Genomic DNA, 24,797 nt, shown 5'->3' with positions numbered 1-24,797 from the left:
TGGGCTTTTTTATTGCCGGTAAACTATTCGGCGAACGGCCCTCTGACCAAGCGCACGGGATAGCCAAAGTGTTTGTAGGCATAATAGACCGAGCCTGAATAGAACGACACACTCCATGCCGAGTAGTCGGGGTTACGCAACGGTGTGCTGCTCCAATACCACGTGGGTTCTGTGTTCACGAAGGGGCCGACCATGATGGTTGGACGTTGGTAGTTGCCTGCACAGGTGGTGAAGTTCTCTGGCATACCCAATCGGGCTGGCTGCCCGGTGGAGCAATAAACCAAGGCGCGCAATTCAGTAACGGTGGGTACACGCCAGTCGTCAAAACCCGCTAGGTCAGAATTGATGGACGCTAGTTCATCCCATTGTAGGGTCGTGGCATCGCCCGAACATTGCTCTGCATCCGCGTTCCATTGCTGGCCTAGGCTGCAACGCTGCCACATCAAACCGGTTTCCAAATCCTGCGCGATGTGGCCTTCCTGGGCTACCGTAAAACGCTCTTCAGGGCTCAGGCGACGGGGCGCTGTGGTCGGTTGTGCAGACGGTGTGACGGTACTTGAAGCTGGTGCAGTGGGGGTGCTGGCCCGAGCCGGCAGTGGCGGCGGGTCAGGTAATTCGACCGGATAACCTTTACGGACCCAGCGGACATGACTGGGCAGATCAATGCGCTTGGATAAGGATGTGCCGCTGGAAAAATTAACATACCATCCGGCAAAGCCTTGAGCGTCGGCGTTGCTGGCCGACCAATAATGCCCTTCTATGGTGTCCGGGAATGCTTGGGCGAGAATGGTGGGAGAGCTGTAATCACCGATACAGGACACCCCATTTTCCATCGGGTCAAAGCGCACCGGTTGATTGGTGGAGCAGTACACCAATGAACGCAATTCGGCTATGTTCGGTACCTGCCAGCCGGTAGGGCGACGCATAGCCTGAGCTTCGGCCCATGTCATGCTGGATGGTGTGCCCAAGCAACGCTGTTGTTGCGTGTTCCATGTTTGCCCAACGCTGCACCGCATCCACTCCAATTCGGTAACCAAGTCATAAATAATGCTGCCATTTTCTAAGGGAACATAGCGTTCAGATAGCGTGCCAGCCGGTAGCCGGTGGCGATCGGCCAAAACGCCGCTACTGAGCAACAAGGCAACCATTAGCGATAACCCATGGGACAGCACAGTATTGCGAGTGGTCATGCTTACCTCAAAATCCAAATTCAGACGATTATAGACGCTATGGCTCTTTGTCGGCCATGGGTAGGGAAAACTGAGCACATTTTGTCATGCGTGCCACATGGTGGCCATTCCATTAATACGATAATTGGCCGTTCGCATGGAGTGGAGTATAGTGTGCCGCCTGTCCGGTCGGTTGACTGGATGGCCAAGTTTATTGAACCACTACAGGCATTAGGTATTCGTTTGGATCAGGATCATCAACCCATTCCGCAAGCTCAGCAAAGCACCTTAGTACGCACGTTCACCGAGTGGAAAACGCTGGCTTTATTGGGCGCGCCTATCTTGGTTGCGCAGTTGGCACAAATGGCCAATGGCGTGATTGATACCATCATGGCCGGTAATTACAGTGCCAGTGATTTGGCGGGCGTGGGCATTGGGAGCAGCTTGTGGTCGCCGCTGTTTCTGTTCTTCATGGGGTTATTGAGTGCTCTCCAGCCGATGATTTCCGGTCATCGCGGGGCTCGCCAGTCAGAACACATCATGCCCATGACCTGGCAGGGAATCTATGTTGCCTTGGGCTGTGCAGTGTTAATGATCGGGTTGCTGTTTAATGTGAAGCCCGTGTTGGTGTTGTTGCAAATGGACCTGCAAACGGCCTCCATTACCGAGGGCTATCTGCGCTCGTTTTCTCTGGGCGTGCCGGCGTTGTTGCTGTTGGTCGCTTTGCGCGGCCTGACCGACGGTTTGGGCCACACCCGCACCTTTATGGCGTTTTCCCTGCTGGGCACGGCGGTTAATTTGCCACTGAACTATGTTTTGATTTACGGCAAATTTGGCTTGCCCGCCATGGGCGGCGTAGGCTGTGGTTGGGCTACCGCGATATCGCAGTGGGTATCCTTGTTGGCGCTGCTGTTATATCTCAATCGCAGTAAGCTTTATGCCCAATTCCATTTGTTGCGGGATTGGGCGAAACCCAGCCGGACATCCATTGGGCGCTTGCTGCGGCTTGGGGTGCCCATCGGTTTTACGATATTTGTTGAAGCCAGCATGTTTGCCGTGATCGCCTTGTTTTTGGCCCCGCTGGGGGCTGTGGTGGTGGCGGGACATCAAATCGTTTTAAACGTCGTGTCGTTGTTGTTTATGGTACCGCTCAGTTTGGGCATGGCGTTGACCTTGCGCATCAGTTTTTTAGTGGGTGCTAAGGCACCGGACACAGCCCGTTTGTTGGGGCGCAGTGCGATTGTTCTGGCACTTGGGATCGCCTTGGTTTACGCGCCGCTGCTCTTCTTTTCACGCGATCTCTTGGCGAGTCTGTATACGCAAGATACGGCCGTGCGGCAGGTTGCCACCCAATTGCTGGTGTTTGGTGCGGTCTTCCAAATTGCGGACGTGGTGCAGGTTACGGCGATCAGCGCTTTGCGCGGTTATCGTGATACGCGCATTCCGATGTTTATTATGCTGTTGTCGTTCTGGGCGATCTGCTTGCCCTTGGGGTATGTGCTCACCTTTACCCCATGGCTGACCGATGCACCGATTGGCGCGCCAGGGTTTTGGATTGGTCTGACGGCGGGTTTAACCACCGCCAGTATCCTGCTAACGACTCGACTGTTGCGCTTTCAAGCACGCTGAGCGCGGAGCCCGATCAGCGACGCCAGGTTTCTACCGTTCCTAAGCCGTAGATACTGACCCATTCACTGAGCTGAGCCGGTGTACGGGTCCGCTTCTCCAGCGTTTCCTGAGTATAAGGGTTCAAATAAGTGCCGGTCGGTAACTTAGGTTCTGCCGGACGCGCCTTAGCCTTTTCTTTATGCCCTTCGCTGATAACCCGCGCGTAATAACTCTTCAAATGTTGGTGAATACCTTCATCTTCGTTACTGCGTGATTTAATCCAGCGTTCAATACGTTTTTCCAAGCGCCGAAATATCTCTTCAACGGGGATATCTAACGCTTTGCAAGCATCTTCCATGTCGGTAATAATTTTTTGCGTACGCTCTTCTTTTTCTGCAATTGCAGTACGCGCTTCTTCCAAGCGTTTTAATTCCGAACGGTACATGTCCAGCTTCTGATCTAAGGCAGAAATACTCACACGGGCCTCGTTAAATACAAGTTAAGTGAAAGGGAGTGGCAATTAAAAACGAAACGATAGCGCAAGATAAGAATGATGGCTAGTAGGCTTTTCGAGACGGCAACGAAAACGATGTTTGATCTCTATCACCTATTACCATAACAATGTGTGTTAGCATTTATTGATATTAAAGGTTCTGAGCAGAAATCATGAGTTTACCGTTACCCCAAGCGCTATGGCACCACTTGGCCGAGGAAGATGTGTTGGCGGAAGTGCGCAGCCATCATCACCGCGGTTTAAGTACCGAGGATGTGGCAGAGCGACAACGCTTGTTTGGATTTAACCGTATCTCAACACAAAAAACCACATCAGCCATTAAGCGCTTTTTGCTGCAACTTCATAATCCGCTGATTTATATTTTACTGTTGTCTACCGCAGTTACTTTCCTATTACGTGAATATATCGATTCGGTGGTCATTTTTTCCGTCGTGTTGGTGAATGCGATGATTGGCTATCTGCAAGAATCCAAGGCAGAGCAAGCCTTAAATTCATTACGACAAATGTTGTCTGCCAATGCGGTGGTGGTGCGTAACGGTAAAAAGCACACCGTACCGGCCGATGAACTCGTACCCGGCGATATTGTATTGTTGGCGTCTGGCGACAAAGTGCCAGCGGATGTGCGGTTGATTGAAAATCGAAATCTTCAGGTGGATGAATCTGCGCTGACCGGAGAATCGGTCGCGGTACAAAAACAACGCGTCAGTCTAGCCAAAGACACCGTGCTGGCCGACCGCATTAATATGGCTTTTGCCAGTACACTGGTGACATATGGTCAAGCCACTGGCGTTGTTATAGCAACCGGTGATCAAACGGAAACGGGTAAGATCGCGCGCTTAATCAACAACGCCGTGACGCTTGAAACGCCTTTGACGAAGAAGATTCAGGCCTTCAGCAAAATTTTGTTATGGGTGATTCTCACCCTCGCGGCACTCACCTTTGCAGTTGGGTTGGCCCGTGGACAATATTGGGTGGATACCTTTATCGCGGCGGTGGCCTTATCTGTGGCCGCTATACCTGAGGGTTTGCCCGCGGTAGTGACCATAACACTGGCGATTGGGGTAAGGCGCATGGCACGACGTCATGCCATTGTGCGCAAATTGCCCGCTGTCGAAACCCTTGGCTCAACCACCATTATTTGTTCCGACAAAACAGGCACCCTTACGGAAAACCAAATGACGGTGCAGTACCTGTACGCGGGCGGGCAAACCTATCGTGTGAGCGGGTCTGGCTATCAGCCGGAAGGCGATATTCGTGACGCCGATGGCAAGGTCGTGAAGCCGCTGCCCGAGGCGCTGCAAGCCCTATTGAGCGGTGGTGTGCTTTGCAATGACTCGCAGTGGACACAGCATGAGGGTATTTGGGATATACAGGGTGACCCGACCGAAGGGGCTATGTTGGTGGCGGCGGTAAAGGGCGGCTTGTCGTTGCAGGATTGTGTCCAACGGATGCCCCGAGTGGATGTGCTACCCTTTGAGTCTGACCAGCAATATATGGCAACAAGGCACCTTGATGTAGAGTCTAAGGATGAACATCGCGTTGTTTTTAAAGGTTCGGTTGAGCGCATTTTGCAGCGGTGCACCCAAGCCATGGCGCCCGATGGAATCACACAACCGTTGTCCGCAGATCAGGTATTGGCGCAAGTAGAAGCCTTGGCGACCCAGGGCCTGCGTGTCTTGGCGGTTGCGCACGCGCGTATTGCTGCCGATGCGCCAACCCTGGTGGATTTAATGGCCACCGACACGCTGCCAGACCTGACCTTTGTCGGCTTGCAAGCCATGATCGACCCGCCCCGTGCAGAAGCCATACGTGCCGTTCATGCCTGCCAGCAAGCGGGCATTCAAGTGAAGATGATCACCGGTGATCATACGTTGACCGCGAAAGCCATCGCCGAGCAAATGGGTATCGCCCGTCACTCATACGTTCAAGCAGACGTTCAAGAACACCGTGTATTGACCGGGCAACAATTGTCCGCCCTGAGCGACCATGAACTTTTACAAGAAGTGGAACAGGTGGCGGTCTTTGCGCGGGTAGCCCCCGAACAAAAGTTAAAACTGGTGACCGCACTGCAAGCCAAACGGCATGTCGTGGCGATGACTGGCGACGGGGTGAATGATGCCCCCGCCCTCAAACAAGCGGATATTGGAATCGCCATGGGTAAGGGCGGTACCGAAGTGGCGAAAGAAGCGGCGGCCATGGTGTTGACGGATGATAACTTTGCCACCATAGCCGGTGCCGTCGAAGAAGGACGTAACGTTTTTGACAACCTAGTGAAGTTCATCACCTGGGTGTTGCCGACCAACCTGGGGCAGGGTTTTGTCATCATGGTGGCCATTCTGCTCGGCACCGCCCTGCCGGTATTGCCGGTGCAAGCCTTGTGGTTGAACACCACCGCCGCCGTTTTTCTTGGCTTAATGTTAGCCTTTGAACCCAAAGAGACGGGGCTGATGGCCCGCGCGCCTAGATCACCGGACGCACCACTGCTGACGTGGGAAATGATTCTGCGGGTGGTCTCCGTGAGCACCTGGTTGCTGCTGGGTGCGTTTGGGCTCTTTCAATGGGCGTTAGCGCAAGGCGAAACGGAAGCCGTCGCCCGAACCTTAGCCGTTACCCTATTCGTTGTGGTGCAAAGTGTATTTCTGCTGAACTGTCGTTCACTGCGGGGCAGTGTATTTCACCTGCCGTGGTTGTCGAATCCGTGGATTTGGTACGGCATTGCCGCCATGATGTTGGCGCAACTGGCTTTTGTATATACCCCCATCATGAACCTGCTGTTTTACAGCGCACCCATAAGCCTGGCTCACTGGGTCATGATGCTGGTGTACGGGGTGTTGGTACTGCTATTGGTAGAAGCAGAAAAATGGTTGTGGCGGCGGTTTGCACAGTCATGACGAGCAATAAAGCAACCATGAAAATATGGGTCGACGCCGATGCCTGTCCAAGCGTAATCAAGGAAATCTTGTTCCGGGCGGCGGAGCGCGTTGGGGTGCCCATGACGCTGGTGGCAAACCAGCCGATGAAGACGCCACCGTCGCAGTGGATCGATAGCCTGCGAGTGGGGCAAGGTTTTGACGTGGCCGATAATGAAATCGTGCGGCGGTTAAACGCGGGCGATTTGGTGATTACGGCCGACATTCCCTTGGCGGCCGAAGTGATTGAGAAGGGCGGCCATGCCCTAAACCCGCGTGGCGAGCTGTACACCACACAAAACATAAAGGCACGCCTCAACATGCGTGACTTTATGGAGAATCTGCGTGCCAGCGGTGTGCACACGGGTGGCCCGGCGGCTCTCAATCAAAACGACCGAAAGGCCTTTGCCGACAGCTTGGACCGCTTTTTAGCCAAGCATGTGTCGGCAAAATAGCGTTTACCTAGGTGATTTCAGCGTACCGCCCGCACGTTACTCGCGCCTGACGTGCGTTGCTGAATGCGCGGGTTGCCGAGATAGTCCACGCGTGAGGCACCACTGGCTTCGACGTTCAGTTGTTCGAGCGCATGGACCTGTGCCTTTGAGGCACCACTCACGGCGACATTGGCTTCCGTGGTGGGCAGGTTGTGGGCTTCTATTTGGCTGGCCCCGCTGGCCTGAGCGATCAACAAGGCCATCGGCTCACCGTTGGCTAAGGTGATCTGTGAGGCGCCGGATGCGTCGGCATCCAAGCTTTGCGTATGCAGGCGGTCAATGGTCACCTGGCTGGCGCCGGAGGCTTGTACGCGCGCCGTTTCCGCTTGCAACAAGCCGACATTGACTTCACTGGCGCCACTGACTTGTAGGCGAAAGGTGTCGGTATCAATGGCCTCAACCCAGGCTTCTACGGCACCTGATACGTGCAAATGTTCCAGATCACGCACTTCCAAAACGAAGTGTACGCGGTCCGCATTCCGGTTGAACCAAGACCAGAAAAAGCGCTTGCCTGAGCTGACGCCCAGCGTTAACTCATCGCCTCGTTGGGTGACTTCAACGCGGGCGAGTCCGTTTTCCGTGGCTTCAACATACAATGTTTCGCGGTCACCTTGTCGAAGGGTCAGGTGGGCGGCATTGCCGACTGATACGGAACGCACATCGGCAATGGGGTATTCCTGACGCAAGGTATCCGCCAGCGCGGATTGGTAGGCAAATACCAATAAGGTGGACAAAAATAGAACGTGCAGTCGCCAAAGGGGAAAGATCATGGAACTTCCTATAATGTGATTAATGTCCACGTTAAGATGCGATTCAGTCTAGTTTTGGATTCAACAAAAAGAAAAATATTTTTTGAATCTAAACAGGTGTCCGCTGTCGTCAAAGAGAAGACATTAATGATGAGGAATTATTTATGTGGTCGCAGCATGTTTCACCCCCGGTAAGATGGTTTGGTGCAAGGGTGCGCTATGGCTTGACGCTTCTATTTGCCGTAGTCGGTTTAGGTCTACAAAGTGTGCCGGCGGTGGCGGATCAACAGGGTGGTATTTCGGCCACCGACGTTTACCCAACCGGGCAGCCTGTGCGGATCGAACCACTGATCCCGAATGATGGTGCAGCGCAGTCGAGCCAAAACACCGAGCTTTCCGCACCCATTCGAGAGGCCATAGCGCGCAGCTCCAATGATGTGGCCTTTTCTATGTTAATTCCCTTGTTCGGTATTATCTTTCTGTTTGGCGGACCCGTGCTGGTGGTGATTGTGGTGGCCGTTTTGCATTATCGTAGCAAGGCTCGACGTACCGAGTTGCGGGCGCAGATTATATTGAAAGCCTTAGAAGCCGGGCGCGAACTGCCGGATGCCTTACTGCCGGGCGATGAAGTCGTGGCCGAAAATAATAACCTACGCCGTGGTGTGCGTAATATCGGCTTGGGCTTTGCTGTTCTGCTGCCGCTGGGAATGTTGGCGGGATTTGATGTCGGGTCATTGGGGTTTATCCCCATGAGCATTGGGGTGGCTCAGGTATGCCTGTGGCGCTGGGTCGACCGGTCGACGGAGCAAGGATAATCGGATGTCGATAACGGACGCCGCGCTGATCGAGCGCGTGGTCAAACGGCAGGATCGCCATGCCTATTCGCAATTGGTCTTGCGACATCAGTCCACCGTGCGCCAGTGGACGCGCCGCCTGTGCAATGGCGATGAGGCACTGGGCGATGATCTCGCTCAAGAAACCTTCATTAAAGCCTATGCGGCACTGCCCGCATTTCGTGGCGACGGTAAGCTGAGTACATGGTTGTACCGTATAGCCTTCAATCTGGCCGCCAGTCAGTGGCGTCGGCAGCAACCGGAATGGGTGGATTGGGATGTGATGGTGGAAAATGAACAGGAAGGTGATGACAACGCGCTAACGATGGCTGATCAACTGACCCAAACGCGCGACCTCACCCGCGCCATGAAACAGTTGAGTGCGCCGCAACAATGGGCGATCGAATTGTGTTTCGCGGACGGCTTTTCGCACCGCGAGGTGGCCGATATTATGGGTGTACCTGTCGGTACGGTGAAAACCCACATCTTGCGTGGGAAGCAAACATTGAGTCGCCTGTTGGCGACCTGGGGGCACGAGGCATGAACATCGATAAGGCATGGGAGCAACAACTGGCCAAGCAATTAAAGGCCCAGCAAACCTATGTGGAAGACAATGGCTTCACCGCCGGGGTGTTAGCGGCGCTGCCCAGCGAATCGGGCGCATCGTCGTCGGCAGAGTATCGTGGTTTGTTGGCGATTCCACCGCTGTTGGTCAGTGCTGTTGTACTGTTGCAAGGTCAGCCATGGTTGCGCTTGCGTGATGTGTGGGCGTGGCTCTCGGCCGGCGATACGCTCAGCTTACTCACGGTCGGCGCCATGGTGTCGGCCGGTTTGCTGGTCGGTTGCGGGGCTTGGTTGGCGCGTGATATGAAGGTGCTTTGACAAGATGTGCTGGGATGGGAAGTGCTGAGCCAGGAGGTTTAGTTGATGAGAGAAACGTGCCCCTTTCTGTTCGGCTATTCCAAATAGCGCATTTTGATTCGATCGATGGTGCCGTCTGCCTTCATGGCTGCAATGGTTTGACTGTAGTCCACCACCAGTTGTGGCAAGTTAGGGTAGGTGCTGGCTTTGGAAAAAACGTTGTAGTAAGTAGCAGACCGTAACGGCGGATTCACGTAAGTGATTTCATCGCGCCAACCTAATAGGCCGAGCTCATAGCGCGTGGCAATGGTATTCAAGGCTACGGCATCAATGCGGCCGGCACGTAGTTTCGCCAGTTGCAGGTCATTTTGGGTGACCATATCGAGTTCCAATCCCGCGTTCCAAAACGCTTCTGTATAGGCATAGCCTTGGGTGGCGCCAATGCGCAAGCCTTGCAAGTCTTCGAAGCTGTGGAAATAAATTCGCCCGATATTGTCGCGATGAATGAAGAAATTCCAGTCGAGGTCTAAATAGCTTTCTTCCGGGTAGTAGGCTATGGCTTCGCGCTCTGGGCTGTGGGACAACACCAAACCCATATCCGCTTGCCCCTGGCTCAGCATGTGCAACATACGCGTACCGCTCTCCACCAGGATAAACCGGTGATCGACACCCAAGCGTTGAAAGGCTTCGCTCACAATGTCGATATCGATACCGGTAAAACGGTCGGCCTGTTGCATCTTCAGTGGGGGTTCGGCGGTGCCGACAATCGCCAGTTCGTTGGCGTGGCTTATGGCAGTGAGCCCCAGCACGCAGCTCAGAGCACCACACCAACGCCGTAAAAACGCGGGTAAAACATGGAATAGTGAGGACTGCATAACTACGTTCCTGAATGATGAGTAAGCGTAATGTGCACGTTCTGCGCGTGCATCTATACGCTGTTACTATAGTTAACCACGCCGGGTACCGCCACCCTGCACGCCGTACTCAGTCTTCCCCGAGAAACCCACCCGTTTGGTGTGCCCACAGTTGGGCATAAATGCCGCCCTTGGCCACCAATTCGGCATGCGTACCTTCCTCGACAATTTGCCCTTGATCCATCACCAATAGACGGTCCATCGCCATAATGGTGGACAAGCGGTGCGCAATGGCGATCACGGTTTTGCCTTCCATCAATTTGTAGAGACTTTTTTGAATGGCCGCTTCAACTTCCGAGTCCAAGGCGGACGTGGCTTCATCCAGCACCAGAATGGGTGCGTCTTTCAGCAATACGCGCGCAATGGCAATGCGCTGGCGCTGTCCGCCAGATAATTTCACGCCGCGCTCACCCACTTGGGCGTCATAGCCGGTGCGGCCTTGCGGGTCACTGAGTTCTTGAATGAATTCATGCGCTTCGGCTTGCTGTGTCGCAGCGAGGAGTTCAGCTTCGCTGGCGCTGGGTTTGCCGTACAAAATGTTCTCCCGTACCGAACGGTGCAGCAAGGACGTGTCTTGCGTCACCATACCAATATGTGCGCGTAGGCTTTCTTGTTGTACCTCGTGGATGTTTTGCCCATCGATCAAAATGCGCCCGCCTTCGACATCGTGAAAACGCAGCAACAAATTCACCAAGGTCGATTTTCCGGCTCCGGAACGGCCCACCAAACCAACTTTTTCGCCGGGCTTGATGTGAATGGATAGGTCCTCCATCACGCCACTTTCTTTGCCGTAATGAAAGCGCACATGATCGAAGATCACTTCACCGGCGTTTACGACTAAGGGTTTGGCATCGGGTGCATCCACCACATCACGCGGATGCGACAGCGTGGTCATACCATCGGCCACCGCGCCGATGTTTTCAAACAGTCCGCTGACCTCCCACATAATCCACTGCGCCATACCGTTCAAGCGCAGCGACAAGCTAATGGCTATCGCAATCGCGCCAATCGAAATCGCGCTGAGCGACCAGAGCCACAGTGACAACGCTGAAATCACAAAGGCCAATGTGTAATTAATGGTTTGCACGGTAACATTCCACAGGGTAACCAAACGCATTTGCCGGTACACGGTATCCAGAAAGCCATCCATGCTGTCGCGTGCGTAGTCGCCTTCGCTGTCGGTGTGGGCAAAGAGTTTAACGGTTTGAATGTTGGTGTAGCTGTCCACCACGCGTCCGGTCATCATCGAGCGGGCCTCGGCTTGCTCGGTAGATACGCGTTTCAGGCGCGGCACAAAATAGAGTTGCGCCGCGATGTAAGCGGTCAACCAGCCGACCAAAGGCAGGGCCAAGCGGGAGTCGGCCTGCGCGACCAGAATGATCATGGTGGTGAAATAAATCACCACATACACCATTACATCGAGCAGTTTCATTACGGTTTCACGCACGGACAAAGAAGTCTGCATCACCTTGGTGGCAATGCGCCCAGCGAAATCGTTTTGATAAAACGACAAGCTTTGCTTCAGCAGATAGCGGTGCGCCAGCCAACGGATCACCATGGGGAAATTACCCAACAGGGTTTGGTGCACCACCGCACTGTGCAGGAAGATGACCGATGGCAAAATGATCAGTAACGTCAAACCCATCCACGCCAAACGCCGCCCTTCTTCTTGAAAGAAGGTCTCCGGATTTTTGTCCACCAACCAGTCGACCAGTTGGCCGAGAAAGCCAAACAACGAGACTTCGATGATGGCGACCGTCGCGGTCAGTAACGACATAATCAGCAACGGCACTTCCATGCCGCGCATGTAGTGCCGACAAAACGCCACCAAGGTCGCGGGTGGTTGCTCCGGTTCGGCGGGTGGAAAGGGTTTAATAAAACGTTCAAAAAGCGTCAGCATGGAGTTTTCTCAAGGCGGGTCACAGACCAAAATCGGACGCGGAGTATAGCCCAGTTCAGCGCCCGTTGCCGCTGACGAATGTCATGCCCTTAGCGTATCCTGTCACGTCGTCTTGCCATTCACCCAACGGCGAAGCCAAGGCAACAGATCTGTCGCCAGCATACCGCGCTCACCTAGCTCGGCAGCCACCGCATCGGCCGCCCGACCATGGCCGAAGACGCCGCAGCGCGCGGCATCCCATGGTGAGAGCCCCTGTGCCCAGAGTCCACCGATCACGCCGGTAAGCACATCGCCCATACCCGCCGTGGCCATGCCGGGATTGCCCGTTGTGTTCATCAGGTGTTGGCTGCCATCACCAATTAACGTGCGCTCACCTTTCAATACCCAGACGCCACCGAAGGTTTGAATCAATGCGTGTAGGGCGGCGGGGCGATTGTGCTCAATGTCGGCCACTTGGCACGACAATAAGCGTGCCGCTTCACCCGGATGCGGTGTGCCCACAAAGCCCGCGGGTAGGTGTTGCTTCTGGTGGCGCGCTAACCAGTTCAGACCATCGGCGTCTAACACCATGGGTTTGCCGCTGTGCAATGCCTGGCGCCACATCGCTTCCGACCAGTCATCTTGTCCGAGTCCGGGGCCGACCAACAGCAATGACATGGGGTCGAACGCCGCGTCCAATACATCGGGGTGGGCGATGCCGTGCACCATCAACTCCGGGCAACCCGCGCCCGCAAGCAGGCGTGACTCGGGGTGCACTGCCAACGTAACTCGACCTGCTCCAACTCTTAATGCTGCTTCGCCCGCCATACGCGCCGCTCCAGCCATGCCGACGTGACCACCCACGACCATAATGTGCCCAAAGTGCCCCTTATGGGCGGCCCGAGCGCGCGGCTCGGTGAACGGGCAGGCGGCCTCGTTGGCGTGGACATCAAGGGCTATGGATGGATCAATTTTCGACATAGGGCGATGGGTCAACATGGCTAAGAATGTGGCTTGAGTATAGTCATTGTTGCGGTGGTCGGCAGAGTGGGGGCAAATTTGACATTCCTTTTATCTCGGTGTAGTTAAAAAACAAGCAATAGGGGGGGGTAAAGCATGAACCTGCGGGGAGTGGGCTGGCTGATACTGGTATGCGTTGTGCTGATCGGTTGTAATCCTAGCGCAGAGAACGATCAGACGACAAACGATACGACCACTGATGATGACTCATCGAATACGACAAACACGAACAGCAGCGAAGAAAATTCCAGCGTCAGTCCGGAATCTTCATTACCCGTCATCGTGGACCTTGGAACTGCTTTTAAACGTCGAGGCATTGAAGGATCCTCGTATTATCACTCTGAATCGCCATATCGAATAGATTTTGAGAAGCTAGAAGGTGTAAGAGGTACAGGACACATTCGCCATCTGGTCGACTTGAATAATGATGTTGTACCGGAGTTGCTGACCTTGAATGGTGTTGCTGAGTCGGCCGATTCAACCGTGAAAACGGAGGTTTACCGTATCGCTAATGAGACAGCGGAATTGTACAACCCTTGGAATACTTCAGCCCCTGAACTGGTCTGGCCTCGGAAGTCCCTCATTGCTGACTTCGATGGAAATGGCCATTTAGACGCCGTTTTGCTGGGGCATGGCTGGGATAAAGATCCGTTTCCTGGAGAATCTGTCCAATATTTTCTCAATGATGACGGTACCCTGACAACCTACGTGATCAATGGCACGGCAAAGGTGGGGAACATACGCGCTTTCTGGCACGGTGGCAGTGCAGCCGATATCGACGGTGATGGTGATATAGATTTGGTATTGAGTGACGCGGACGCAATCCGGATCTTCGAAAACAGAGGTGATGGAACTTTTGAACCGCCAACTTCCCTTACGGACTCTGCGGGTTTTTACACCCTTGAGTTGGTGGACATTAACGGCGATGGCAATGCAGACATCCTCGGCGGCGGGCATGAATTCGATGGAACTCCTACCGCTTATGCGCTGGGGAACGGGAAGGGGGACTTCCCAGATTCACCGGTCGAATTGCCTGCGATAGCAACTTTTGGGGTGGTCGTCGATGTAGATGTGTTCGATGCGAACGGCGATGATTTTCTGGAAATTCTGGTCACACGCACCGGCGGCACCAGCAGCGCCGCTGATACAAACTTTTATGAGGGATATCATATTCAACTTCTGACGAGCAGTGACGAAGGTTATGTCTCCAGCACGATCGCCGAGAGTACCACGGGCGACTGGGTAGAATGGCTCCATATTCAGGACATCGATGGTGACAGCAAGCTGGAGGCGTATTCCGATTTGCTGAACAGTGGTCTTGAATGGGATCTGGAATAGACGTAATGCGGACAGCAAAGATCCGCTTCGTTCCAGAGGTTTGCACATTTCCTCAAGATTCCTCCAAGGAAGTTTTGATTGGTGCAGTCGCGACGTGACACCATCTACACAATATCCACCGCCGTTCCAGACACCCGAATGCCGCCGAGCTCTGGCACGTCAATGTGCAAAAGGCTAGGGCGGCCCATCTGCGCACCTTGATGAATCAGAAATTGGCTGGGCACAGGAATCAGATCGGCCGCCCGTAAGTAGCCGCCCAGCGCGGCAGCGGCGGCGCCCGTAGCCGGGTCCTCCACCACACCACCGACGGGAAAGGCGTTGCGAGCGTGAAACACTTCGTCCGACTCGCGGTAAACGAGCTGTATCGTGGTTAATCCCTCACGCAGCATTAACGCTTTCAGCCGGTCGAAGTCATAGGTCAGTTGATCAAGACGAATCAGTGAACCAGTCGCCAATATCAAGTGCCAAGCGCCGCCGTAAGCCAACGCAGGAGGAATTGTCTCGTTCAGTTCCTCGGGCGACCATTGCAGCAGGTTAAGAACCTCGTTCACCAAGGTAGATGGGGCCGGTTTCTGTTCTGGCGCGACTGAAGTTAGAGTCGCTTGCAACTCACCTTTTGAATCGTCAACACGCACCGGCACAAGACCAACCGCAGTGTTTAATTGATAGCTGCCCGTGCCACTCAAACGGCCCAGCACAACAGCACTGGCAACGGTTGCATGGCCGCAAAAGCTCACTTCGGCTAAGGGGCTGTAGTAACGAATGGTTCTGTGTTCACCCGTGGTTGGGGCGATAAAGGCGGTTTCCGAATAACCGACCTCGGTGGCTATGCGTTGCATGTCTTCTGGTGCGGGCAGTTCATCGCCAATCCAGACACCTGCTGGGTTGCCGCCTGCGGGGTCAGATGAGAAAGCGGCGAGTCGATAGAGTTGGCCTTGCATAATATGTTCTCTCTTTTGGCTAATGTTGCATGGAGACATTATATTGGCATCAAAATAATTAATGAAAACTGCTATTTTCTTATGCTTAGCATTAGTAAAATTTAGCCTTTATCGAGCCGCGATGAAGGTGTTCATGATCCCAAACAGACTTCCGCCATTGAATTCACTGCGGGCCTTCGAGGTCGCTGCTCGCCTTGGTAGTTTTGCCGCAGCAGCGGACGAGTTAAGCCTAACATCGGCCGCCATTAGTCATCGTATCAAATCACTTGAAGACCGTTTGGGCGTAGCGCTGTTTGATCGTCAGCCGCGTGGTGTAACCCTCACCGACGCCGGTCGGCGTTATTATGAACGCCTATCTGATATTTTTACGCAGATCGAACAAGCGACATTGGCGTTGAATGACCAGAGCATTGATGGGCCACTCACCGTGTCGGCTCCGCATTCTTTCTTGCAGCACTGGTTGCTGCCTAGGCTGGTCAGTCTGCGCGCCCGCCATCCGGGGTTGTTGCTTGTGCTGCGGGGCGAGAGCCAGCTCATGAACTTTCGGGATCATCAAGCAGACGTTGGTATTCGGTTTGGTACGGGACGCTACCCCAATCTGTATGTGGAACCATTGATGACCGACCGGATCTCAATTTTGGGCGCAACGGAGCGTCTGAACGCCCTAAGTGACACTCACCCGATCAGCCTGTTGCGAGCACAACCATTGTTAGAAGACAGTAGCGTTCATGCCTCTGAACCATGGAATACATGGCAGCCGTGGTTTCAGGCACTGGGTATTCGGCGTACGAGCAACGATAGCCCCCTGCAGTTTTCTGACAGCAGCCTTGTTTTAGCGGCCTGTGTGGAAGGTCTTGGGTTGTGTTTGGGCCGCTACTCCATTGCTAGCCATCTGTTGGCGGCACGAAAACTACAGGCCATAGCCCCTTGGCGCAGCCATGAGTATGCGTATTATCTCGTATCTCATCCGTCGGAGGCTGAAAATCCTCGTGCACTAGCCTTCAAGAATTGGTTGCAGGACGAGGTGATGAACTTTATGGAGGTGTCGCCAATTTGATGCCAACGCGCTAAATGCTGGCCTCGATGATGCATTTTAAGGACTGATGCTCGTCCGCTGTCGACCCAAGTCCTTCGCGTTATAAAGGGCTTGGTCGGCACGCTGAATCAGGCTGTTTAGGTGTTCACCGGCTTGCCACTGGGCAATGCCCGCACTGTAGGTGATGGGTCCTTTTGGCAAGTCGAGGGCGGCTACCTGTGCACGTAAGGCATCATCCAGTTGCTGCGCGTTGGATAATACGCCCGGGACGATGATCATAAATTCTTCGCCACCGAAACGTCCCGGATGCGCATGGTGTTCAGTCGCCACGGTTTGCATGGCTAACGATAGCTGGCGCAAGACATCGTCGCCATAAAGATGGCCATGGGTATCATTCACGCGTTTGAATTCATCAATATCAAGCATCATCAAACAAAACGGCTGCTCATGGTGCAGCAGGTTCATCGCTTCTTTATGAATGCTGGCGTGGTTCAATAACCCTGTCAGGCTGTCGCGTTGCGCCAGTTCGCGCAGTTGGTGGGTCAATGTCTGTGCTTTTTCAATTTCCTGATTGAAGCGTCGGACATGACCGATGATCACAATGCTGATCAATAACGCGCAAGAGACATAACTGATGATCAAATCGGTCAGCCGATCCGCTTCACGGATGTAGGGGTACACCCACTCCGGCCAATACCATTCCAGTACCAGCAAGACGACGGGCGAGAACAACAAGAACGCCATGGCGGTGCGCCAGCCGGGAATATGGCTGCGAATGATACCGACGGTAAATGACAGCACCACCAAGAAGAAAATTAACGTCGGACCTTGCGAACCGCCGTTCAGAAACCAAGTGGCCGGGAGCACGATCAACACCAGTGCCAGCAACAAAATCAGCGATGCCGGGGCCGACGCCGAACGCCAGCGCGCCCACCACCATAACCAGGCTACGGCCGGGGCTAAGGCAAAATAGATCCATGCCAACGCCGGGTGTGATACACCCATCCATAAGTTGAACGCAGCGGCCATGATGAGGAACGCAAAAGCCGTGACCAATAGCGAAATCTGTTGCTGGGCAAACGCGGAGGTGCGGTCGCCAAACAACCATTGGTGCAGTTGGCGAAACTTCAGGTGACGACGACGGTCCTTGTAGGTCAAAGTGAAATCTCCAGATATTTGCCACATTCAATGGGGTTAAGCATCAAAGCGCGACAATACTGCTTAAAAATTAGTTCAGGCTAATTAATCCGATACCTGTACTGTAGCTGAACTCCGTTAACTTGCAAATGCACTCGTTGCACGAACTGTCAATCTTTCTCCGTCAGCCGTTATTATCTATGATGCGGCATGACCCATGGAGATGTATCGATGAACACGCGCCTAATGCCTGTCTTGCCCGTCTTAATATCGGCTTGTTTATTATTAATGTTGTCTTTCGGCTATCGGGCGGGCTTCGGTCTATTCCTGCAGCCCATCTCAGACGCGCGGGGTTGGGGGCGAGACGTGTTGGCGTTCGCGCTGGCGGTACAGAATCTTGCGTGGGGCATCATGGCGGTGTTTGCCGGTGGTCTGGCTGACCGCTTCGGTAATTTGCGCGTGCTGTTAGGCGGCGTGGTGTGTTATGCCGCGGGCATGTGGGGCATGGCACACGCCATGACGGAGATAACCATGGTGGCCACGGCAGGGGTACTCATCGGTGCCGGCATTGCCGGTACGGCCTTCGGTATTGTTCTGCCTGCCTTGGCGCGTGCGGTGGCTCCTGAGAAACGCGGCTGGGCCTTGGGTTTGGGCACGGCAGCGGGCAGCTTTGGACAGTTTTTGGTGGTGCCTATCATGGGTGAAATGGTGACCGGTCTAGGCTGGTTTTCAGCGCTGCAGTGGTTGAGCTTGTCGGCGTTTTTAATGGCTATTCTCGCCCTGCCGCTAGCGCGCTTTGGTGGCGCATCCGACACTAGTAGCCCGGCTATTGATGCTTCGTTGTGGCAAATCGTGCGGCGGGCATTTGGGGCGCGGTCCTATACCTTGCTGGCTTTGGGGTTTTTCGTGTGCGGCTTTCATGTGGCCTTCATCACCGTACACATGCCCGGCTATTTGGTTGACCTGGGTTTTGATGCGCGCATTGGGGCATGGAGCATCAGCTTAATTGGTCTGTGCAATGTCGTGGGTGCTTATATGGCTGGTGTGATGAGCGGCAAGCGTTCGAAACCGGCGATCTTGAGCTTTATTTACACCGGTCGGGTGGTGGCGATTACGCTCTTCCTGCTGTTGCCTGTGACCTTACCCAGTATCCTTATCTTCAGCGCTGCGATGGGCTTCTTATGGCTGGCGACAGTGCCACCCACCACCGGGCTGGTCGCGACGTTTTTTGGCACTCGGTACATGACGCTGCTCTATGGTATTGTTTTTCTCAGTCACCAAATAGGCAGCTTTTCGGGTATTTGGTTGGGCGGTTGGCTCTACGCTCGCTTTGGCAATTATGATGGCGTTTGGCTGGCCGGCATCGTGTTGGGTGCCCTTGCGGCGGCCTTACACTGGCCGATCAAAGAATCCGATGAACAGGCGCGGCTGCGCAACCCCATTCCGACGGCTTAACGGTCTGTCGTCCATGCAAGGAATTCGTCACCACTGAAATGAACCCATTACGACTGCTCGACCGTTTGAAATATGTCCTGGAACGTCAGTTGATCAAGGGCGCTGGTTATCAATTACTCGTGGTGATGCTGATTATTTCCACGTTGTCGCTGCTGGGTGGCGTGCTGGTGCTGCGCGATGGTGACTTTGGCGGACTGAGTGAAGCCATGTGGTGGGCCTTCTTGCGCATGACCGACCCCGGTTATTTGGGTGATGATAGCGGCACCTGGAAACGGGTGGTGTCGACGCTCTTGACCATTGCAGGCTATGTTCTCTTTATGGGTACATTGGTGGCCATCATGACGCAATGGCTGTTGGCGCGATGGCGTGATCTTGAGCGCGGACTGACGCCAGTTTCGATGAAGCATCACTTGGTGGTGTTGGGGTGGAGCAACCGGACCATCCCTCTGGTACGCGAGTTGGTCAGTACCCGTGGCCGTATGCAACGGTTTTTGCAACTGCATGGGGCAAAGCGTTTGCGCTTGGTGATCATGGATGATGACATCACGGTGGAACAGCACCATACCCTGCGCCGCGATGCGGTCATTGCGCCGCGTTTGGCCGACATTGTGTTGCGCTCCGGTTCGCCCATGAACATTGAACATTTGGTGCGAGCGTCGTGCAATACGGCAGCAGCGGTGATCTTGCCCAGCGCTTTTCAAGGCCCGCAACCCCTGGTGAATGCCGATGTAGAAACGGTTAAAGCGCTCATGTCCATCCGCAGTCAGGCGCATGGTGGCCCCTTACCCTATGTGGTGGCGGAGCTGCAGGATGTACGTCATACCGGTGTGGCCCGCCGTGCGTATCCCGGTGATTTGGAAATCATCACTGGAGATGCCTATGTCAGCCGCTTATTGGCCCAAACCGTGCGAAGACCGGGTCTCTCCATGGTGTTTCGTGAGCTGATGACGCAGTCGCCCGGCCAAAAACTCTACGTGCGACAATTTCCTAAACTGGTCGATAAAGCCCCGTCCGAACTGCGGCGCAGTTTCAAACAGGCGGTATTTTGCGGCATTTTGCGCGTCCTTCCAGGCGGCGCTGCCCGTCTGCTCATTGCCGAACACGAGCGGTTGGGTGAAGCCGATCATGTCGTGTTGTTGGCGGGTGATTACACGGACACCGAACCGAGCAAGCCCAATGCACCACCCGCAGCAATAGGTCAGGCGGTCGCACCGGAAAAACTGCCGTATCAACAACGCTTATTGATTTTGGGCTGGAACCGGAAAATTCCGATGTTTCTGCGCGAACTAGTGACCTACGAACATGAAGGCTTCGCGGTGGATGTGGTGTCCACCATGAGCATTGCGGCCCGCGAAGATGCGCTACAAGAAACCCTGGCGGGACAAAACCGGGTGCTGTGTCGACAGTTGCACGCAGACTATACGTTAGAATCCGCCTTGCGGCCTCTAGAACCCGCGCGGTATGACCGCATTCTCCTCTTGGGCAGTGACCGGGTGCAGTCCGGGGCGGAGGCCGATGCGCGCACCATGGTGGGTTATCTTTGCCTGGAAAATATACTGTCCGATCAACCGCGCCACCCGCCCATCATTCTCGAACTGAATGATGCCTACAACGAAGCGTTGATGGTGCACAACGACAGCGAAGTAATTCTAAGCCCAATTTTGGTGAGTCATCTACTGGCGCAAGTCGCGCTGCGGCGGGAACTAAAGTTGGTATACGACGAACTCTTCACTGTAGGTGGGCCCGACGTACAGTTTCGCTCAGTGCCGAAGGAATGGCTGGGCCGTACCGTGCCCACCCGCGCCATGGCTGATGTCTTGTGGCAGCAAGGCGATGTGCTGTTGGGGGTGTTTCATGAGCGCGAGGCCGATCAGCCGGCTACCGTGGACATGAACCTCAGTGCATCGACAGAGTGGGTTCTAGCACCGCGTGACCGCTTGATTGTGATTCACTACAGCAGCGTATAAATTGACTATACTCTGAAGAAGTTTGGCAAAGAGGTAAACCTATGAACAAGCGCTGCGTCATGATGTTGCTGGCGTTGTGTCTGCTGAACGGATTCACGGCGCATGCCCGTGAGATCACGATTTCATCGGGTGGCTGGCCACCCTTCATTACGGAAGACCAAAAGCACAACGGCTTTATTGCGCACTTGATCAGCGACATCTTTGCCGATGCCGGAATAACCGTAACCTATGTCTACCGCCCTTGGGCGAGGGTGTACCAAGAAACGGCACTGGCGCAATACGACGCCACTGCCGTGTGGATGGATGCGCCCGACCGCCATGCGGATTTCTGGTACAGCTCCCCGGTGTTGAATGAAACCTTTGTATTTTTTCATCGTCAGGATGATGATTTTGACTGGACGGTGTTCACCGATCTGGCTGGGTTGAATGTGGGCGGTATCCTCGGTTACAGCTACGGGCCAGGTTTTGATGCCGCGCTGGCGGATGAGGTGTTTATGATGGAACGCGTGCACGACGACCGCTTCAACTTCCTCAAATTGCTTTCCGCCCGCATTGATGTTTACCCGCAAGAAGTCAGCGTTGGTTACTACGCGTTACGCCGTGATTTAAGCCCTGAAGAAGCCGCAAGAGTTACACACCACGAACAACCCGTACTGGTGAATCAAAGCTTTTTACTGCTGCCCAAGCAAGCGCCGGAAAGCGCTGAATTGCTGGCGATATTCAATGAAGGCTTGGCGCGTTATCGCGCGGATGGGCGCTATGATGCGTATTTCGAAGCTTTTCATCGTGGGGAGTATGAGCTTCGTTAGGGGAGTATATCCGCCGCAATCCGTTCCGAGGAATACGCCATCAACTCAACGGCAATGCTTTTGGACGTCGGTGTATGGCTTAATTCGCCCATGCTGTCCAACGGCACCAATGGGTTGGTTTCGGGGTAGTAGGCGGCAACGTTGCCGAGTGGTATAGCGTAGGGTACCAAGGTAAAGCCATGCACGGCGCGCTCTTGATGGTCGTCCCACAGTGAGCGAATGCTCACCAACTGGCCTGCACTGAACCCCAGCCGTTCTATGTCGGCGGGGTTTATAAACACCACCTTGCGCGCGCCCTTAATGCCGCGATAGCGGTCATCCATGCCATAAATGGTGGTGTTGTATTGATCGTGCGAGCGTAATGTCTGCATCACCAAGGTGCGTTCGGTCAGCAGGTGCGTGGCGCGTTCCGACAATACATGCTGCGGCAGCGTATGGCGGTGGACAATCACCTTGCCGGTGGGCGTGCGCCATTGTTGTTCACGTGCGCTGTTGCCCAAATAGAAACCGCCGGGTTGACGCAAGCGGCGGTTGAAGTCATTAAAGCCCGGTACGGTGTCTGCAATGAGCTCGCGGATACGGTCATAGTTCTGCACCATCGCGTGCCAGTCAATCGGATAGTTACCCAAGGTTGCGTGTGCTATACCGGCAATAATGGCCGGTTCAGACAGTAAGTGCTCACTGGGGGGCGTCACTACGCCGCCGGATGCGTGCACCATACTGAAGGAATCTTCCACCGTAACCTGCTGCGCCACCCCATTCTGTCGATCAATGTCGGTGCGGCCCAAGCACGGCAAGATCAACGCCTGCTTACCGGGCGTGACATGGGAACGGTTGAGTTTGGTACTGATGTGTACCGTTAAATCACACTGTTGGAGCGCCTGCGCGGTTAGGGTCGTGTCGGGAGTAGCAGCGGCAAAGTTCCCGCCGAGGCCGATAAATACCTTGGCGTCGCCGCGCAGCATAGCTTGAATCGCGGCTACGGTAGCATGCCCCGGTGCGCGCGGGGTCGAGATGCCGAAACGTGCGTCCAGCGCCGCCAAGAACGCTTCTGCCGGGCGTTCGTTAATGCCCATGGTGCGATCACCCTGCACATTGCTGTGTCCGCGCACGGGGCACAGGCCCGCACCGCGCTTGCCCAACTGGCCGCGCAGCAACATCAGATTCACGAATTCATGGATGGTGGCGACCGAATGCCGATGCTGGGTAATGCCCATTGCCCAGGTCAGAATGACGCGGTCGGCACGCACATAACGCTGGGCGGCAGCGGTTAAATCCGCTCGGTTGAGGCCGGATTGCTCGACGATGTGTGTCCAGGTGGTGGCGCGCACTTGATCGAGGTAGTCTGTCATGCCATCGGTGTGGGCGGCGATAAACGCGTGATCGAAAATGGTTTCTCCGCCGTCTTCACGCTCCAGCATGGCTTTTACCATGCCGCGCACGGCCGCCATGTCACCACCTATTTTCGGGCAGTAGTAAGCGCTGTGCATATCAGTGGCCCCATCGGTCAGCATTTCAACAGGGCTTTGCGGGTTCTGAAAACGCTCCAGGCCGCGCTCTTTCAGCGTGTTGAATATCACCACATCTTTGCCGCGCTTCATGACGTCTCGCAACGTATCCAACATACGCGGGTGGTTGGTGCCGGGGTTTTGTCCGAATACAAAAACGGCATCGGCGTGGTGAAAGTCCTCAATGGTGACGGTGCCTTTGCCCACCCCAATACTGCCCGTTAAGGCATAGCCACTGGCCTCGTGGCACATGTTGGAGCAGTCGGGGAAGTTGTTGGTACCAAAGCTGCGCACGAACAATTGGTACAGGAAGGCAGCTTCATTGCTGGTGCGGCCAGAGGTATAAAACTCGGCTTGATCCGGCGAGTCCAGACTGTTGAGTGTGGCCCCGATCAGTGCAAAGGCGGCGTCCCATGTAATGGGTTCATAATGGTCCGTTACTGCGTTGTAGTGCAGGGGTTCAGACAGGCGGCCTTGGCTTTCAAGATAATAGTCACTTTGTTCGCGTAGCCAACGTACGGTGTATTGAGCAAAGAACTCTGCGCCCACCGTTTTTCGGGTGGCTTCCCAATTCACGGCTTTCGCGCCGTTCTCGCAAAAACGAATCACGCCCGGATCTTCTTTTTCACCCCAGGCACAGCCGGGGCAGTCGAAGCCGTGATGCTGATTGGTTTTCAACAAGGTTTTGATATTACGCAGAGCATTTTCACTGGCCAGCCAATGGATCGCGGTACTGCGCAGTGCACCCCAGCCACCCGCGGGGCGGGTATAGGGTGTGAAGAGTGTGTGGTCGGTGAAGATCGTCTTTGATTTGCTCATAATGGCTCTGAAGCAAGCGTGCTGACACCCGCATGCGCACGAGTATAAAGGCGCGGACCACTGTGTTTGGTGAGGTGGATCAAATTCAGTCGGTGGGCGCGTGCACAGTCCACGGCCAAACGCGAAGGCGCAGCCAGATGCACCAAGGTCGACAGTCCGGCACGCACGGCTTTTTGTACCAATTCAAGGCTGCACCGGCTGCTCAGCACCGCCATGTGGTTATGGAGGCTTATGTTCTGGCGCAGCGCGTAGCCGAGCACTTTGTCGAGCGCATTATGGCGACCAATGTCTTCCCGCACACAGAGTACCTGTCCTTGCGGGTTCAGTAACATGGCTGCATGCACCGCGCCCGTTTGCTGCCCAAGGCGTTGGGCTTCGGTTAATTGCTCGCGCAGGTTCGTCAATTGGCTTGCTGCGGGCGGTGCGGCGTCTGGCAACCGCTGCAGTTCTGGTAGCGCGGTGGCGAGTGAGTCGACACCGCAAAGTCCGCAACCACTGACCCCCATCAGCCGCTGTCGATGCGCACCCAGAGCGTTCGCCTGCCGAGCGGTTAATTGTACATCCGCTAACCAACCGTGTGGTGTGGGCGTTAGCTGCCAGTCCACGATGTCCGTTGTACTGTTCATTACGCCATTGGTCAGACTGAAACCGAACACAAAATCATCCAAGTTTACCGGGGTGACCAACATCACAGCGTAGCTGATGCCTTGATAGCTGATGGCAATTGGCACCTCGTCGACCAGATCAGTCTGGCCGGTCTGGCCATCGGACAAGCACGTATATGGATAGACAATCGGGCCGCTCGCGGCTGAGTTGGACAACAGAGTGCCTCCCCGT

The 24,797-nt window shown here is 54.7% G+C and carries 21 protein-coding genes; 11 read left to right on the top strand and 10 right to left on the bottom strand.

The window, feature by feature from the left end; genetic code table 11:
• Window positions 1–23 precede the first annotated feature (23 nt).
• Entirely contained in the window at window positions 24–1,190 is a 1,167-nt protein-coding gene (locus tag ACFOSD_RS02255; RefSeq protein WP_380694036.1) for an Lcl C-terminal domain-containing protein, read from the bottom strand.
• A gap of 180 nt (window positions 1,191–1,370) precedes the next feature.
• Between ACFOSD_RS02255 and ACFOSD_RS02250 the strand changes: the two genes are divergently transcribed.
• Entirely contained in the window at window positions 1,371–2,798 is a 1,428-nt protein-coding gene (locus ACFOSD_RS02250; RefSeq protein ID WP_380694039.1) for an MATE family efflux transporter, read from the top strand.
• A gap of 13 nt (window positions 2,799–2,811) precedes the next feature.
• Here ACFOSD_RS02250 and ACFOSD_RS02245 read toward each other — a convergent pair whose 3' ends face one another.
• Window positions 2,812–3,255 carry a hypothetical protein gene (locus ACFOSD_RS02245; RefSeq protein ID WP_380694041.1) on the bottom strand — a complete coding sequence of 148 codons (444 nt, stop codon included), beginning with the start codon at window positions 3,253–3,255 and terminating at the stop codon, window positions 2,812–2,814.
• A gap of 188 nt (window positions 3,256–3,443) precedes the next feature.
• Here ACFOSD_RS02245 and ACFOSD_RS02240 point away from each other — a divergent pair, with 188 nt between their 5' ends.
• Both ACFOSD_RS02240 and ACFOSD_RS02235 read left to right on the top strand, forming a co-directional pair.
• Window positions 3,444–6,182 (top strand): cation-translocating P-type ATPase, encoded by a 2,739-nt coding sequence (locus ACFOSD_RS02240; RefSeq protein ID WP_380694043.1) that lies wholly within the window; start codon window positions 3,444–3,446, stop codon window positions 6,180–6,182.
• 17 nt (window positions 6,183–6,199) lie between these two features.
• Window positions 6,200–6,655, top strand: coding sequence for a YaiI/YqxD family protein (locus ACFOSD_RS02235; protein WP_380694964.1), 456 nt, complete (start codon window positions 6,200–6,202; stop codon window positions 6,653–6,655).
• Window positions 6,656–6,672: 17 nt separating this feature from the next.
• Here the strand turns inward: ACFOSD_RS02235 and ACFOSD_RS02230 are convergent, their stop codons facing one another.
• The gene (locus tag ACFOSD_RS02230; RefSeq protein WP_380694045.1) at window positions 6,673–7,464 is read right to left on the bottom strand and encodes a GIN domain-containing protein; all 792 of its coding nucleotides are present in this window, start codon (window positions 7,462–7,464) and stop codon (window positions 6,673–6,675) included.
• Between the two features lie 143 nt (window positions 7,465–7,607).
• Here ACFOSD_RS02230 and ACFOSD_RS02225 point away from each other — a divergent pair, with 143 nt between their 5' ends.
• Genes ACFOSD_RS02225 through ACFOSD_RS02215 form a run of 3 tightly spaced genes read left to right on the top strand, consistent with a single transcriptional unit; the run spans window position 7,608 to window position 9,158 of the window.
• Entirely contained in the window at window positions 7,608–8,258 is a 651-nt protein-coding gene (locus tag ACFOSD_RS02225; RefSeq protein WP_380694048.1) for a DUF6249 domain-containing protein, read from the top strand.
• Window positions 8,259–8,262: 4 nt separating this feature from the next.
• The gene (locus ACFOSD_RS02220) at window positions 8,263–8,820 is read left to right on the top strand and encodes an RNA polymerase sigma factor (RefSeq protein ID WP_380694050.1); all 558 of its coding nucleotides are present in this window, start codon (window positions 8,263–8,265) and stop codon (window positions 8,818–8,820) included.
• On the top strand, window positions 8,817–9,158 hold the full coding sequence (locus ACFOSD_RS02215) for a hypothetical protein (RefSeq protein WP_380694052.1): 342 nt from the start codon (window positions 8,817–8,819) through the stop codon (window positions 9,156–9,158). Before ACFOSD_RS02220 ends, ACFOSD_RS02215 begins: the two co-directional genes overlap by 4 nt.
• 74 nt (window positions 9,159–9,232) lie before the next feature.
• On the opposite strand, the gene ACFOSD_RS02210 is transcribed toward ACFOSD_RS02215, so the two are convergent.
• From ACFOSD_RS02210 to ACFOSD_RS02200, 3 genes are all read right to left on the bottom strand, one after another.
• Entirely contained in the window at window positions 9,233–10,012 is a 780-nt protein-coding gene (locus tag ACFOSD_RS02210; protein WP_380694054.1) for a substrate-binding periplasmic protein, read from the bottom strand.
• A gap of 109 nt (window positions 10,013–10,121) precedes the next feature.
• The gene (locus ACFOSD_RS02205) at window positions 10,122–11,951 is read right to left on the bottom strand and encodes an ABC transporter ATP-binding protein (RefSeq protein ID WP_380694056.1); all 1,830 of its coding nucleotides are present in this window, start codon (window positions 11,949–11,951) and stop codon (window positions 10,122–10,124) included.
• Between the two features lie 102 nt (window positions 11,952–12,053).
• Window positions 12,054–12,911, bottom strand: a complete 858-nt coding sequence (locus ACFOSD_RS02200) for an NAD(P)H-hydrate dehydratase (RefSeq protein ID WP_380694059.1) — start codon at window positions 12,909–12,911, stop codon at window positions 12,054–12,056.
• A 135-nt stretch (window positions 12,912–13,046) separates the two neighbouring features.
• Between ACFOSD_RS02200 and ACFOSD_RS02195 the strand changes: the two genes are divergently transcribed.
• Window positions 13,047–14,288 (top strand): FG-GAP repeat domain-containing protein, encoded by a 1,242-nt coding sequence (locus ACFOSD_RS02195; RefSeq protein ID WP_380694061.1) that lies wholly within the window; start codon window positions 13,047–13,049, stop codon window positions 14,286–14,288.
• Between the two features lie 104 nt (window positions 14,289–14,392).
• Here ACFOSD_RS02195 and ACFOSD_RS02190 read toward each other — a convergent pair whose 3' ends face one another.
• Window positions 14,393–15,229 carry a PhzF family phenazine biosynthesis protein gene (locus tag ACFOSD_RS02190; RefSeq protein ID WP_380694063.1) on the bottom strand — a complete coding sequence of 279 codons (837 nt, stop codon included), beginning with the start codon at window positions 15,227–15,229 and terminating at the stop codon, window positions 14,393–14,395.
• Between the two features lie 133 nt (window positions 15,230–15,362).
• Between ACFOSD_RS02190 and ACFOSD_RS02185 the strand changes: the two genes are divergently transcribed.
• On the top strand, window positions 15,363–16,286 hold the full coding sequence (locus ACFOSD_RS02185; RefSeq protein WP_380694066.1) for a LysR substrate-binding domain-containing protein: 924 nt from the start codon (window positions 15,363–15,365) through the stop codon (window positions 16,284–16,286).
• A 36-nt stretch (window positions 16,287–16,322) separates the two neighbouring features.
• On the opposite strand, the gene ACFOSD_RS02180 is transcribed toward ACFOSD_RS02185, so the two are convergent.
• A complete protein-coding gene (locus ACFOSD_RS02180; RefSeq protein WP_380694068.1) occupies window positions 16,323–17,423 on the bottom strand; it encodes a GGDEF domain-containing protein in 1,101 nt (366 codons plus the stop codon).
• 210 nt (window positions 17,424–17,633) lie between these two features.
• Here ACFOSD_RS02180 and ACFOSD_RS02175 point away from each other — a divergent pair, with 210 nt between their 5' ends.
• Genes ACFOSD_RS02175 through ACFOSD_RS02165 form a run of 3 tightly spaced genes read left to right on the top strand, consistent with a single transcriptional unit; the run spans window position 17,634 to window position 21,633 of the window.
• Window positions 17,634–18,857: an MFS transporter gene (locus ACFOSD_RS02175; protein WP_380694070.1), complete on the top strand. Its 1,224-nt coding sequence runs from the start codon at window positions 17,634–17,636 to the stop codon at window positions 18,855–18,857.
• Window positions 18,858–18,895: 38 nt separating this feature from the next.
• Window positions 18,896–20,824: a CASTOR/POLLUX-related putative ion channel gene (locus tag ACFOSD_RS02170; protein ID WP_380694072.1), complete on the top strand. Its 1,929-nt coding sequence runs from the start codon at window positions 18,896–18,898 to the stop codon at window positions 20,822–20,824.
• 41 nt (window positions 20,825–20,865) lie between these two features.
• The gene (locus ACFOSD_RS02165) at window positions 20,866–21,633 is read left to right on the top strand and encodes a substrate-binding periplasmic protein (RefSeq protein ID WP_380694075.1); all 768 of its coding nucleotides are present in this window, start codon (window positions 20,866–20,868) and stop codon (window positions 21,631–21,633) included.
• On the opposite strand, the gene ACFOSD_RS02160 is transcribed toward ACFOSD_RS02165, so the two are convergent.
• The gene (locus ACFOSD_RS02160) at window positions 21,630–23,960 is read right to left on the bottom strand and encodes an FdhF/YdeP family oxidoreductase (RefSeq protein ID WP_380694077.1); all 2,331 of its coding nucleotides are present in this window, start codon (window positions 23,958–23,960) and stop codon (window positions 21,630–21,632) included. The genes ACFOSD_RS02165 and ACFOSD_RS02160 overlap by 4 nt on opposite strands.
• Complete coding sequence (fdhD, locus tag ACFOSD_RS02155) at window positions 23,957–24,781, bottom strand: formate dehydrogenase accessory sulfurtransferase FdhD (RefSeq protein ID WP_380694079.1); 825 nt, start codon at window positions 24,779–24,781, stop codon at window positions 23,957–23,959. Before fdhD ends, ACFOSD_RS02160 begins: the two co-directional genes overlap by 4 nt.
• Window positions 24,782–24,797 lie beyond the last annotated feature (16 nt).

The sequence above is a fragment of the Salinispirillum marinum genome, assembly GCF_042650105.1.
Taxonomy (GTDB): Bacteria; Pseudomonadota; Gammaproteobacteria; order Pseudomonadales; family Natronospirillaceae; genus Salinispirillum; species Salinispirillum marinum.
The sequence above is the reverse complement of the archived record's forward strand: the minus strand, read 5'-3'. Positions and strand labels throughout refer to the sequence as shown.